This is a genomic window from Nocardiopsis alborubida (assembly GCF_012396365.1).
Lineage (GTDB): Bacteria > Actinomycetota > Actinomycetes > Streptosporangiales > Streptosporangiaceae > Nocardiopsis > Nocardiopsis alborubida.
In genome coordinates, this window is record NZ_JAAXPG010000001.1 from 100,660 (window position 1) to 112,646 (window position 11,987).

Below are 11,987 nucleotides of genomic sequence, written 5' to 3' on the forward strand. Positions count from 1 at the left end.
CGCGGAACGGGCGTTGGCGTGGTCGGCCCGGTCAGGCCCCGGGCGCGGCGAGGAAGTCCCGCACCAGCGCGTTCACCCGCTCGGGCGACTGCCGGTTGACCCAGTGGCCGTGGCCCTCCAGCATCTCGACGCGGGAGCGGGGGACCAGCTTCGCAGCGGCCACGGTGTGCCGGGGGCGCACGCCGGCGTCCTGGTCCCCCTGGACGAACAGGGTGGGGCACCGGATCTCGCCCAGGCGGGGGCGCAGGTCCACGTTCATCCGCCACGGACCGATGGAGGCGTTCTGCCAGTCGGAGGAGCCCGCGCCGTTGGCCCGGACCTCGGGCATGATCTCCTCGACGATGTCGTCGAAGTCGTCTACCGGACCGGCGAACAGGCCGGTGCGTGCGAACCGGGCCACCCCCTCGCGGCTGCGGAACAGCCACGTGGGCAGTGTGTGGTTGAGCAGACGGCTCCTGGCCGTCAGCCACAGCAGCTGGTGCACCAGGGGAGGGAACGAGATGATCCCGGCCGGAGCCAGGGCGACGAGCCGGTCCAGCCGGTCGGGGTGGTCGATGGCGTAGGCCAAGGCGAGCGCGCCGCCCTGCGACAGACCCACCAGGGAGGCCCGACCGACCCCGAAGTGGTCCAGGACCGCGGTGACGCATCCCAGCATCCGGGCGTGGTCGGCGGTGCCGTCCCAGGGCCTGCTGTGCCCCTGTTTGGGCCAGTCCAGGGCGAGGACCCTGTGGTCGGGGGCCAGGACGGGGATCAGGTGGCGCCAGCTCAGCAGGGCGTTGTCCAGGCCGGCTCCGCTCAGCAGCAGGACCGTGCTCGTGCCCTGCCCCGCGGTGATGACGCTCAGAGCGCCCTCGGGCTGTTCGACGCTGACGCGGGAGAAGGGGTCCGACGGCGGAGGGCTCATGGGCGCCGACCGCTCCTCTCCCGCTCACTCCGCCACCGGGAGAAGAGCGGCGGCAGCTCGGCCTCCAGGAATCCGTAGAGCTCATGGACGTTGGCCAGGCGTTCGCGGCGCTCGTCCGGGGCGTCCCGGAGCACCCTGAGCCCGCGCTCGGTGACCTCGCGGAAGGCGGCCGCCTGGGCGTAGCGGCGCTCCAGCATCCGGCTCCAGCCGTCCGCGGCGATACGGAAGTACTCCTGGCGCTGTCCGCGCCTGCGCACTCCCTCGACCAGGCCGCTGGGGGTGAGCAGGCGCGTGGCGCTGCTGATGGAGCTGCGGCTGACCTGGAGGGTCTGCGCGAGCTGGGCGGCACTCTGTTCCGGTGGGTCGCTGATCAGCAGCCAGCCGATGACCCGTCCGGCGATCAGGGGCAGGCCCTCGCGCTCGAAGAACACCGCGACCTCGTCGACGAAGGCCAGTTCGTCCTCTGGGGGTTCGCTCATGTGAGGACATTACAGTCATTGCAGTAATGACTGCAACGAAGTGGCGTCGCGGGGGCCCGCCGCCACGGCGGCCCACGGCCTCCGCCCGGGGCGCGGAAGCGGTCCGGGCGGAGGCGGTCCAGCCCGTCCCGAAGCGCCTGGACACCGGTCGGCCCGCGGCTTCCCGGCTGTTCCCCGACGCGGTCCGTCCGTCTCGGGCGCGTCGCCGCGTCCGCCCCGGAACGTGTTGGTGTACTCGACACCATCGGCGTCAACCGACGACAAGGAGTGACATGGCTTTCTCGGAGAAGCAGCAGGCGGTCCTGCGCAAACCGGCCTTCGGGCACGTGGCCACGCTCGGACCGGACGGTTCCCCCCAGTCCAGCCCCGTGTGGATCGACTGGGACGGCGAGTTCCTCAGGTTCAGCCAGACCACGACGCGGCAGAAGCTCCAGAACCTCAGGCGCGACGGCCGGATCGCGGTCTCGGCCACCGACCCCGACGACGCCTACATGTACGTGGAGGTCCGCGGCGTGGTCGACCGGGTGGAGGAGGACCAGGACAAGGCCTTCATCAACGAGATGGCGCAGAAGTACCTCGGAACGCCCTACCCGTGGGACGACCCCGACGAGGAGCGTGTCATCGTTTACGTTCGGCCGGAGCGCTTCGTCGGCCGCTAGACGGGCGCGGCCCCGTCCCGGCGGGGCCGCGCGCTCCGGCGCGCGGTCTCCGTTCCTGGGGGATACTTGTGGGAAACTTTGCATGGACTGCAAGGATCGACCTTGTACGGGAGAGGACCATTGGGGCTTCGCGAACGCAAGAAGCAGGCCACGCGCCGTGCCCTCCAGGACGCGGCCGTCCGCCTCACGCTGGAGCGCGGCCTGGAGAACGTGACCGTGGAGGAGATCGCGGCAGAGGCCGACGTCTCCACCCGGACGTTCTTCAACTACTTCGCCACCAAGGAGGACGCCCTCCTCGGTGAGGTCCCGCGGTGCCCCGACGAGGACATGCGCAGGCAGTTCACCGAGGGCGGCCCCACCGGTGACTTCGTCGAGGACCTCATCACCATGCTGATCGCCTTCCTGGTCAGCACCGAAGACCTCGACACCCAGCGCGACGACATGCGCCTGCGCAAACAGCTCATGGACCGCGAGCCACAGCTCGTCCCCAGGATGCTCGCCCGCTTCCACACCGTGGAGATGGAGCTCGCCGCCATCATCGCCGAGCGGACCGGCGTCCCCGCCGAGGACGACCGCTCGGTCGTGGTCGCGGCGGCGGCCATGGCGGTGATGCGCCACACGATGAGGCGCCTGCGCTTCTCGGAGCACGAGGAGGCGGCGGACGTCCGTGCCAGGCTCCGCACCGACTTCCGCTTCCTGGGCGAGGCCTACGGGCGGCCCGGCCCCGCTGACTGACCCGAGGCCCCGTTCAGGCCCTCCGTGCCCGGGCTCCACGCCCTGAGCCCGGGGGCCCTGACCCGTGCCCGGGGGTCGGGGCCTGACCCGGACTCCGGCTCTCCGCCCCGCCCGCGGCACGGTCTCCGCGTCCGGTGTGCTCCACGCCTCAGCAGTTGGCCGGAACGCCGTGCGCCCCCGCCCGCGTCCAACCCCCTGCGGGACGCGTCAGCAACCCCGTGCCCGGCCCCTCCAGGGGCTCGGGGGGATGTCAGGGGACGCCCAGGGCTGTCCCGGATGGGAATCGTCGTCAGGAGGGGGCAGGGTGGAGACATGAACCAGAACTTCCAGAGCAAGCGCTTCCGACGCAGCGGAAGCGACCGCTACCTCGCCGGTGTCTGCGGGGGGATCGCCGAGTTCCTCAACGTCGACTCCACGCTGGTCCGCCTGGTCTTCGTGGTCCTGACGGTCCTCGGGTTCAGCGGCGTCTTCGTCTACATCCTGGCCTGGCTGATCATGCCGGCCGAGAACGAGAAGCGCTCCTTGCTGGAGCAGATCATCCGCAACTTCCAGGGAAAGCCGAGTCAGAGCTGATGTGGACCCTCAGAGCACAACCGGGTTGGAAACGACGCGAGCTGCGCACCCCGCGGGAGGAGCGCGAGGCCGAGCAGGCCTGCGAAGCCCCCGCGGAGTGCGGCAAGGAGCGCTAGGAACCCCGTGCGGCGGGGAACCTAGGCGCTGTCCCCGGTCGCGTTCATCTGATCGATGGTCTCACCGGCCATCCGCGACCACGGGAACGCCAGGAGCACCGCGCAGACCACGCCGATGGCACCGGCCGCGACGATGACGACACCGGTGCCGAACTTCTCGGCGAAGAACCCGGCCACCAGGATGCCCACGCCCTGTGCGGCCTGGAGCCCGGCCGCGACCAGCCCGAAGGCCAGTCCGCGGCCCTCCTTGGGCACGCACAGCACGAACGCCGCGTTGGCCACGAACTGGTAGGAGCCCGCGACGCCGCAGAGCGCTAGTGCGGTCACCATCAGCCACAGCGGCGGGTCGGTCAGCCACAGCAGCAGCGGCGCCGAGGTGAGGACGGCCAGCGGGCCGAGCAGGCGCATGCGGATGGACGGCGGGACGAACCGGGTCAGGACGAACCCGCCGACGAACCCGCCGATCGCCGAGCCCGCCATGATGAACCCGGCCGCCGCCGCTCCTGCGCCGATCTCCTCGGCCATCGGGTTGGCGAGCCCGTAGGGGATGCCGTACAGGCCGGCGAGCCAGGCGAGCAGCGCCAGGGTGCGCAGCCTGCGGTCGGAGAAGACCAGCTTGGCCCCGTCCCGGGTCATCGCGGCGAACCCGGGGCGGTCTCCCTGCCCCCCGCGGGGCGCGGGGCGCGCGGCCACACCCAGCAGCACGGTGAGCGCGGACAGCACGAAGAGGACGCCGGTCGACATCACGGCGATGTTGGGGCCGATGACGGCGACGATCAGGCCGCCGGCGACCAGACCGGCGAGCATGCCCAGCTGCGAGGTGAGCTGGATGATGGCCGTGCTGGCGACGTAGCGCTCGCCCTGGATGATCTCGGCCATCATCGCGGCGCGGGCCGCGGCGAAGGGGACCGACGGCAGCACCGAGCAGAAGAGCAGTATCCAGACGGCCCAGATCGGCATGCCGGGGATACCGATGAGCACGATCACGGCCGCGCGCGCGAGGTCGCAGGCGATCATGACGCGGCGGCGGGGGAGGAGGTCGGCGAGCCCGGAGATGAGCGGGCTGATGATCGGGGGCAGGAAGGTCAGGGCCAGGGTGACGCCCGCGGCCAGCGCGGAGCCGGTGATCTGGAAGACGAGCACGCTGGTGGCGATGTTCAGCAGGTTCGTGCCGATGACCGAGAGCGCGTGGGCGAGCCAGACGGCCCGGAACTCGGCGATCGCCATGACGACGCGGTAGCTGCTCCGCCAGTCGTCGTTGTTGGGGGCGCTCGAAGACTCGTGGTCTCCGTTGTCAGGTGTGTTGTCGAGGCGCGGATTGGCCACCCGGCACTCCCTTACTGTTACAGGGTTGTAATCACGCTGTGTCGTGTCCCAATAACCAACAGTTCCGGAAGGTGAGCTTCGTCGCAAGCCGTTCTGGGGAATTCGTGTCTGATTCGTTGCTGTGGGTGAGGAATGCCGGGTGGATTCGTCCGTGTTGTCAAGCCGCCTTGGACGGATTGTCTTCGCTGGTCGCGCCGTGTCTGAGCGGAGTCGTACGCCCGCCTTGGAATGTCGTTTATGAGCATAATGTTGATTGATATGTGCGAAGAGTGACGAAAAGCGTGATCCGAAGGAGACCGCGGCCCGGGGGCGAGGGACCGGAGGAGTGCCGGGTTCAGCCCCAGCCGAGCTCGGTCAGGCGGGAGTCGTCGATGCCGAAGTGGTGTGCGATCTCGTGCACCACGGTCACGAGCACCTCCTCCACCACCTGCTCGGGGGTCTCGCAGAAGGCGCAGATGTTGCGCCGGTAGATGAAGATCTGGTCGGGGAGCACGCCGAAGTAGGAGTCGCCCCGCTCAGTCAGGGGGATGCCCTCGTACAGGCCGAGCAGCCCCTCCGGCGACTCGTCCTCGACGGTGATCACCACGTTGTCCATGAGCTGCGCCAGCTCGGGCGGGATCTGGTCGAGGGCGTCGGCGACCAGTTCCTCGAAATCCCTGCGCGTCAGTTCCACCACACCTGCCATTGTGCTGCCTCCCCACGGCACGCCGGAAGCGACATAACACTCTCGAAGGGGAGGAAACACGGGAACGCCTCCCCCGGAGGGGCATGATGGGGGTGTGTTGTCTTGGGAAGCGATCCGCGGATACGACCTTCGCGGAGCCCTCCGACGGCTCCGCGGCACCTTTGACCGGCTGCGCTCCGGCCGCGCGTGGCGGTGGGGGTGCGTCGTCGTCGCGGGCCTGGTCGGCGGCTGGCTGGGCCTGGCCCTGGGCGGCCAGGTGGTCACTCCCATCGGCCCCGCGGACGTCACGATGAGCCTGAGCCCCCAGTGGCGGGGTGAGACGGTCGTCGACGTGGCCCCGCTGGGGCAGCTGGCCTTCGACACCCACAGCGCCCCGATCAAGCTGGAGGCGAGGATCTCCAACATCCGGCTGTCCGCGGCCGAGGAGGTCTTCGCCGACCCCGAGGCGATCAACCGCATGGCCGCGGGGATCGGTTCCGACCTGCGCGCCGGTGTGATCGGCCTGCTGGTGCGCGCGGTGCTCGCCGCGGCCCTGGGGGCCGCCGTGGTGGGGCTGCTGCTCTTCCGCGACGTGTGGCGGGCCCTGGCCAGCGCCCTGGTGTCGCTGGGCGTGCTCGTGGCCTCCGGAGCGGTGGCCGCCAACACCTTCAACCCCAGCGCCATCGCCGAGCCCCGCTACACCGGACTGATCGCGGGCGCCCCGCAGGTGGTGGGCAGCGCGGAGGAGGTGGTGGGCCGGTTCAGCCAGTACCAGGAGCAGTTGGCGGGGCTGGTCGGCAACGTCGCGATGATCTACGAGGCCACTTCCACCCTCCCCGTGTACGAGAAGGACGAGTCCGTCATCACCGTGCTGCACGTGTCCGACATCCAGCTGAACCCGGCCTCGCGGAGCATCATCCGCACGCTCCGGGAGCAGTACGGGGCGGACATGGTCGTGGACTCGGGGGACCTCACCGACCGGGGGAGCGCGGCCGAGGACGCGTTCGCCGACGAGATCGGCGGGCTGGACGTGCCGTACGTGTGGGTGCGCGGCCGGCACGACTCCATGGGAACGCAGCGGGCGGTGGCGGCACAGGAGAACGCCGTCGTGCTGGACGGCGAGGTCCGGGAGGTGGGCGGCCTGACCTTCTACGGGTCGGGGGACCCCCGGTACGTCCCGGACGCGACCCGGCTCAACCCCGACGCCTCCGAGGTGGCCGCACGGGGCGAGGAGGAGGCCGCGAAGGTGGTCGACTCCCGCGAGGACGTGGACGTGGTCGTCATGCACACGCGCACGCAGGCTGAGGCCTTCGACGGGGTGGTGCCGCTGGTGCTGACGGGCGACGACCACCTGCGGTCCACCGAGCTGACCGACCTGGGCACCCGGTTCCTCGTGCAGGGGTCCACCGGCGGGGCCGGTCTGCGCGGGCTGGATCACGGCCCCGGCCGTCCGACCCCGTACCAGGCGTCGGTGCTGTACTTCGATGCCGAGACCGGGCGCCTCCAGGCCCGCGACGACATCGATCTGGGCGGCATCGGACTGACGTCGGCACAGGTCGAGCGGCACATCGAGACCGACCCGCAGCGCCCGGTGGGCGAACCCTCCGAGGAACCTGAGGAGGAGGCCAGCGACGGGGAGCGGACTCCCTGACCCGCGCGTCGCCGCAGGTGGAGGAGGCGGCGACTGGCCGGGCTTATCACTTTGGTGTTGGTTGCGAATCTCCCCTATGCTTGACGTGTCACACGGGCCCCCATCGTCTAGCGGCCTAGGACGCCGCCCTTTCAAGGCGGTAGCGCGGGTTCGAATCCCGTTGGGGGTACGAGGCGGTTCGAGCACTACCGGACATCTGGCAGAATGAGAACCGCAGCGAGAGCACGGGGCCCAACACCCGGTGCGACAACTGAACAAGGTCCTGTGGAGCAGTTAGGAGTGCTCGCCACCCTGTCAAGGTGGAGGCCGCGGGTTCAAATCCCGTCAGGACCGCCGTCGCCGAAGTATCGGCGAGTGCGGCTAGGTAGCTCAGTTGGTACGAGCGTCCGCCTGAAAAGCGGAAGGTCGGCGGTTCGACCCCGCCCCTAGCCACTCCAAGCAGACATGCACAAAGGCCCCGCCACCTGCGGAAGCAGGCGGCGGGGCCTTTGCGTTGGTCGCGGTGGTCGTGGGTGGGCGGCTGCGGTCCCCGGTGGGTGTCCACGGCCAATGCGCGGCCACGGGGTCGTGGGGTCTCACCGGCTTCGGGTCCGATCCCGTCCTCGTGGGGCCTGGTGGACTCGTGGGGACTGGTGGAGAGGCCGACTGGCAACGCTGACGGGTGGCGCCTCGGTACAGCCGGTGCGCCTCCTCGCCCTGGCCCCTGGTGCGACTTCGTCCGCACCCGCGAGGCACGTGCGTGGGACGCCTTCAGCGCTCCCGTGCTGTGCCGGGACGAGCTGAGCGGGCGTCCGGGCGGGGTGCCCGCGCTTTCCGGGCGTTGAGCGGCCTCAGGCCCGCTGGGAGACCTCTGGTCCGCTGGGAGACCTCTGACGAATCCGGCCAGGTCCATGTGCCCCGGTAAGCGGTCACGGTCAGGGGACCGCCTCCGCGCGCGTCGGGTCCTGCACGTCCTCCGTGGGGGCGGACGGGACCGTCCCGGGCGCCGTGCCGAGAACCCCCGGGCGGTGGGGTGACGCCGACCACGGCGTGCGCGGAGCTCCTCGGGTAGTGTCCGGACCCGTGAGCCACGTGACCGCAGCTGACGGAACCCGGATCTGGTACGACGTCCTCGGGCAGGGCGATCCCCTCCTGCTCCTCAACGGGCAGTCCCTCGACCACGAGATGTGGGACGGGGTGCACACCGACCTGGCCCGGCACCACAGGGTCGTGCGGATGGACTTCCGGGGGACCGGCGGCAGCGACGCGCCCCTGGACGAGCCCTACACCTTCGGACTGTTCGTGGACGACGCCCTCACCGTCCTGGACGCCCTGGGGATCTCCCGTACGCACGTCTACGGGTTCTCCATGGGCGGGAAGGTCGCCCAGACCTTCGCGGCCACCGCGCCCGGCCGCCTCGGCGCGCTCGTGCTGGGCTCCACTGCGCCGGGCGGGAGCAACGAGGTCGAACGCCCGAGGTCGGCCACCCTCGCGCTGCGCCGGGCCGGTACGGCCGAGGGGCGCGACAGGATCGCCGAACTCTTCTACGGCTCCGAGTGGGCCGCCGCCCACCCCGACACGGTCACCCGCGTCCTGCCGCGCGGACCGCTGCGCGCCCAGCGCCTGCACTTCGGTGCCAGCTCGGGCTACGACGGGTGGGAGCTGTTGCCCTCGATCCAGGCGCCGACCCTGGTCGTGCACGGTGAGGACGACGTCCTCACCCCGGTCGGCAACGCCGCCCTCCTGGCGGAGCGCGTCCCCGGAGCCCGGCTGCTGGTCCTGCCCGGCATGCGCCACGGCTACCTGCACGAGGACGCGGCCAAGGCCACGCACGAGGTGCTGGACTTCCTGGCGGAGCACCCGCTCCCCGCGCAGGGCTGACCGGTCGCCCCGGCCGACGGGGCCCGGACCCCGGTCCCGCCAGCCGGTCCCGCCGACCGTTTCCCACGGCCGCGCGCTACGGCGCGGGCGGGCCCGGCGGGAAGTCGCTGCGCAGCCTGTCCAGCATGCGGCGGTCGCGCTTGGTCGGCCTCCCGGCCCCCCGGTCGCGCCTGATGACGGGCGTGGTCGCCTGCGGCGGGGGCGTCGGCGTCCTGTCGGTGTAGCAGCGGGCGGCGATCGGCGCGCTCACGCGCTTCTCGATGACATGGCCCACATCGACCGTGCGCGTGGTCCCGTGCAGCCGGACGCGCACCTCGTCGCCGACCTTGACCGTGGTGGCGGGCTTGGCCGGGCGGTCGTTGACGCGCACGTGCCCGCCGCGGCAGGCCTGTGCGGCGTCCGAGCGCGTCTTGGTGAGGCGTACGGCCCACATCCAGCGGTCGACCCGGGTGCTCTCCGGGCCCGGCGGCAGGGGCGCCGAGAACTCGTTCACGCCGGTTCCTTCCACTCTCCTGGGACGTTTCCCGCCACTCTAGGCGGCCACCGGTACGAAGTACTCCGAAGTCGCGCTAGAGTTGTTCATGCAGCGAGGTCCTGTGGAGCAGTTAGGAGTGCTCGCCACCCTGTCAAGGTGGAGGCCGCGGGTTCAAATCCCGTCAGGACCGCATGGTGAAGGCCCGGTGTCGTTTTCAGACACCGGGCCTTCGGCGTTCTGCGGCTGACACGGACACAGAAGGGCATGAGGGACCTTGGGTTACCGGTACGCCGTCGAGCGGACCGACCACTCGGCCCTGGCGAGCGGACACGTGCTGCGGTCCGCACCGGGCTTTCCGGGCTTTCCGGTGCGGCTGGCCAGCGAGCTGTTCCAGCGCGCGATGGTGCACACCGGAGGGGAGGCCGTCCGCCTGTGGGACCCGTGCTGCGGCAGCGGGTACCTGGCGACGGTGCTGGGCCTGCTGCACCGGGACCTCCTCACCGGCGTCCGCGCCACCGACGTGGACGCCGAAGCGGTCGCCCTGGCCGCGCGCAACCTGCGGCTGCTGACGGCCGAGGGGCTCGCCGAACGCGAGGAGGAGCTGCGCCGCTCCGCCCGGGACTTCGGCCGTGTGGCCTTCGTGGAGCGCGCCGAGGCCGCCCGCGACCTGGCGGCGGGGCTGGCCGCGCAGGGCGGCGACCTGCCCCATGAGACGGCCGTGGCCGACGTGTTCTCCCTGGAGGAGGGCGTGGACGCGGACCTGGTGGTGACGGACGTGCCCTACGGCGAGATGACCCGGTGGGAGGGGGACGTTCCCGGCGGTGCCGGGGAGCCGATGCGGGGACTGCTGGCCTCCCTGGGGCGGGTGCTGCCCGACCACGCCGTCGTCGTGGTGACCGCCCGCACCCGCCGGGTCGCCCTGCCCGAGGGCGTGCGCGCACTGGAGCGGGTGAAGGTGGGCAACCGGGCCGCGGTGCTGGTGCGCGCCCGCGACATCGCGCCCTAGCCGGACTGACCGGAACCGTCGCCGGTGTGACACGAGGGCCCGGCGAACCTCTGTGGTCGCCTGGACACCCGTCACACGGTTCCCGGCCGCGGAGCTTCGTCCACAGGCTGTGGACGACCGCTCGCCCCGGCCCGCTCCGCGCGTGCTCCCCGCTTCCCGGTCCCGTGGACGGTTCCCCGGCGCGGCACGGGGCCGCTGCCCCGGCGGCCGGACCCGTCTCCCGGCCGTCTCACCCCCGCACGTGGGCGAAGGCCCTCCAGGCGTACAGGGCCACCGCCAGGGCGACCGCCGCCAGCAGCACGAAGCCCAGCGTGTAGGCCCCCGTCGCCTGGTACACCGCCCCCATGAGCAGCGGCGGGAAGTAGCCGCCCAGTCCGCCGGCCGCACCCACCAGACCCGTGACCGTGCCGACCCTGGACGGCTCCACCAGCTTGGCCACCAGCGCGAACACGGCTCCGGTGCCCAGCCCCAGCGACAGCGCGATCAGGACGAACGCCGCACCGGCGGGGAACTCCGCGGGCGGGTGCAGGGCCAGCACGACCGCGAACACGCAGGTGCCGACGAACGAGACCAGGCACACCCGCACCGGGCCGATCCGGTCCGACAGGACGCCGCCGACCGGCCGGGCGGCCACGGCGGCCACCGCGAACCCGGCGGTGCGCAGCCCCGCGGCGGTCTGCGCGTAGTCGTAGGCCAGCGTCAGCAGCGTCGGCAGGTAGGTCGAGAAGGCCACGAAACCGCCGAAGGCGACCGCGTACAGCAGCGACGCCTGCCAGGTCGCCCGCAGCCGCACCGCCTCCCTCATGCGCGGCAGCGCGGGCTCCGTGCGCGGCCGCCACTCCGGTGAGTCCCGGCACAGCAGCCACATCACCACGCCCATGGCCGCCAGCGCGGCGCACAGCAGCAGGTGCGTGGTGAACAGCCCCACCGCGTCCACCAGCCAGGGGGTGAGGAAGGACGACAGGGCGGTGCCGCCCATCCCCGCGCCGAACACGCCCGTCGCGAACCCGCGCCGGTTCGCCGGGTACCAGGCGTTCACGAAGGGGATGCCGACCGCGAACGACGTGCCGGCGACGCCCAGGACGAAGCCCCACAGCAGCAGCATCCCGTAGGAGTCCCCCGACACCCCCACCAGGAACGTCGGCACGATGCTCGCGAAGCACAGGACCGTGAACATCAGCCGTCCGCCGTAGCGGTCGGTCAGCGCGCCCACGGGGATGCGCCCCAGCGCCCCCACCAGCACCGGGAAGGCCACCAGGACGGAGGTCTGCGTGGGCGTCAGCCCCAGGTTCTCGGTGTAGGTGCGCGACAGGGGACCGATGAGGTTCCACGCCCAGAAGGTGAGCGTGAACGCCGCCGTGGCCAGCGCGAGGTTGCCGCCCGCCGTGCCGCGGCGCGACACCCTTCTCCCCGATTCCGTACGCATCCGCGCACCCCTTCCTCCGCCGTTCCATGCGATTGTCACCCGATCCGGTGTGGGATGCGCCTTTTTCACGCCGGAGAAGGCATATTTGTTGGCGGAATGCATTGGGTTCTGGC

The 11,987-nt window shown here is 71.5% G+C and carries 12 protein-coding genes and 4 tRNA genes; 10 read left to right on the forward strand and 6 right to left on the reverse strand.

Features of this window, described 5'->3' with window-relative positions:
• Positions 1 to 31: 31 nt before the first annotated feature.
• Positions 32 to 904 (reverse strand): alpha/beta fold hydrolase, encoded by an 873-nt coding sequence (locus HGB44_RS00495; protein ID WP_061082823.1) that lies wholly within the window; start codon positions 902 to 904, stop codon positions 32 to 34.
• Positions 901 to 1,383, reverse strand: coding sequence for a GbsR/MarR family transcriptional regulator (locus HGB44_RS00500; RefSeq protein WP_168443871.1), 483 nt, complete (start codon positions 1,381 to 1,383; stop codon positions 901 to 903). The genes HGB44_RS00495 and HGB44_RS00500 overlap by 4 nt, the downstream gene beginning before the upstream one ends.
• A gap of 272 nt (positions 1,384 to 1,655) precedes the next feature.
• Between HGB44_RS00500 and HGB44_RS00505 the strand changes: the two genes are divergently transcribed.
• The 3 genes from HGB44_RS00505 to HGB44_RS00515 all read left to right on the forward strand — a co-directional run bounded on the left by HGB44_RS00505 (position 1,656) and on the right by HGB44_RS00515 (position 3,350).
• Positions 1,656 to 2,042, forward strand: coding sequence for a PPOX class F420-dependent oxidoreductase (locus HGB44_RS00505; protein ID WP_061081576.1), 387 nt, complete (start codon positions 1,656 to 1,658; stop codon positions 2,040 to 2,042).
• Between the two features lie 120 nt (positions 2,043 to 2,162).
• Positions 2,163 to 2,777: a TetR/AcrR family transcriptional regulator gene (locus tag HGB44_RS00510; protein WP_061081577.1), complete on the forward strand. Its 615-nt coding sequence runs from the start codon at positions 2,163 to 2,165 to the stop codon at positions 2,775 to 2,777.
• Positions 2,778 to 3,089: 312 nt separating this feature from the next.
• Positions 3,090 to 3,350, forward strand: coding sequence for a PspC domain-containing protein (locus HGB44_RS00515; protein WP_013155458.1), 261 nt, complete (start codon positions 3,090 to 3,092; stop codon positions 3,348 to 3,350).
• Between the two features lie 137 nt (positions 3,351 to 3,487).
• On the opposite strand, the gene HGB44_RS00520 is transcribed toward HGB44_RS00515, so the two are convergent.
• Together HGB44_RS00520 and HGB44_RS00525 are read right to left on the reverse strand one after the other, a co-directional pair.
• On the reverse strand, positions 3,488 to 4,792 hold the full coding sequence (locus tag HGB44_RS00520; protein ID WP_061081578.1) for an MFS transporter: 1,305 nt from the start codon (positions 4,790 to 4,792) through the stop codon (positions 3,488 to 3,490).
• Positions 4,793 to 5,126: 334 nt separating this feature from the next.
• Entirely contained in the window at positions 5,127 to 5,477 is a 351-nt protein-coding gene (locus tag HGB44_RS00525; RefSeq protein ID WP_013155455.1) for a metallopeptidase family protein, read from the reverse strand.
• A gap of 97 nt (positions 5,478 to 5,574) precedes the next feature.
• Between HGB44_RS00525 and HGB44_RS00530 the strand changes: the two genes are divergently transcribed.
• The 5 genes from HGB44_RS00530 (at position 5,575) to HGB44_RS00550 (ending at position 8,967) form a co-directional block, all read left to right on the forward strand.
• Positions 5,575 to 7,107, forward strand: a complete 1,533-nt coding sequence (locus HGB44_RS00530; protein ID WP_061081579.1) for a metallophosphoesterase family protein — start codon at positions 5,575 to 5,577, stop codon at positions 7,105 to 7,107.
• Between the two features lie 96 nt (positions 7,108 to 7,203).
• Positions 7,204 to 7,276, forward strand: a tRNA-Glu gene (locus HGB44_RS00535).
• A gap of 89 nt (positions 7,277 to 7,365) precedes the next feature.
• Positions 7,366 to 7,440 (forward strand) — tRNA-Asp (locus HGB44_RS00540).
• Positions 7,441 to 7,465: 25 nt separating this feature from the next.
• Positions 7,466 to 7,539 (forward strand) — tRNA-Phe (locus HGB44_RS00545).
• 618 nt (positions 7,540 to 8,157) lie between these two features.
• Positions 8,158 to 8,967, forward strand: a complete 810-nt coding sequence (locus tag HGB44_RS00550) for an alpha/beta fold hydrolase (protein WP_394327815.1) — start codon at positions 8,158 to 8,160, stop codon at positions 8,965 to 8,967.
• Positions 8,968 to 9,043: 76 nt separating this feature from the next.
• Here the strand turns inward: HGB44_RS00550 and HGB44_RS00555 are convergent, their stop codons facing one another.
• Complete coding sequence (locus HGB44_RS00555; protein WP_061081580.1) at positions 9,044 to 9,460, reverse strand: RNA-binding S4 domain-containing protein; 417 nt, start codon at positions 9,458 to 9,460, stop codon at positions 9,044 to 9,046.
• A gap of 97 nt (positions 9,461 to 9,557) precedes the next feature.
• Here HGB44_RS00555 and HGB44_RS00560 point away from each other — a divergent pair.
• Both HGB44_RS00560 and HGB44_RS00565 read left to right on the forward strand, forming a co-directional pair.
• Positions 9,558 to 9,632, forward strand: a tRNA-Asp gene (locus HGB44_RS00560).
• Between the two features lie 84 nt (positions 9,633 to 9,716).
• The gene (locus tag HGB44_RS00565) at positions 9,717 to 10,448 is read left to right on the forward strand and encodes an rRNA methyltransferase (protein ID WP_061081581.1); all 732 of its coding nucleotides are present in this window, start codon (positions 9,717 to 9,719) and stop codon (positions 10,446 to 10,448) included.
• A gap of 229 nt (positions 10,449 to 10,677) precedes the next feature.
• Here the strand turns inward: HGB44_RS00565 and HGB44_RS00570 are convergent, their stop codons facing one another.
• A complete protein-coding gene (locus HGB44_RS00570; RefSeq protein WP_061081582.1) occupies positions 10,678 to 11,874 on the reverse strand; it encodes an MFS transporter in 1,197 nt (398 codons plus the stop codon).
• Positions 11,875 to 11,987 lie beyond the last annotated feature (113 nt).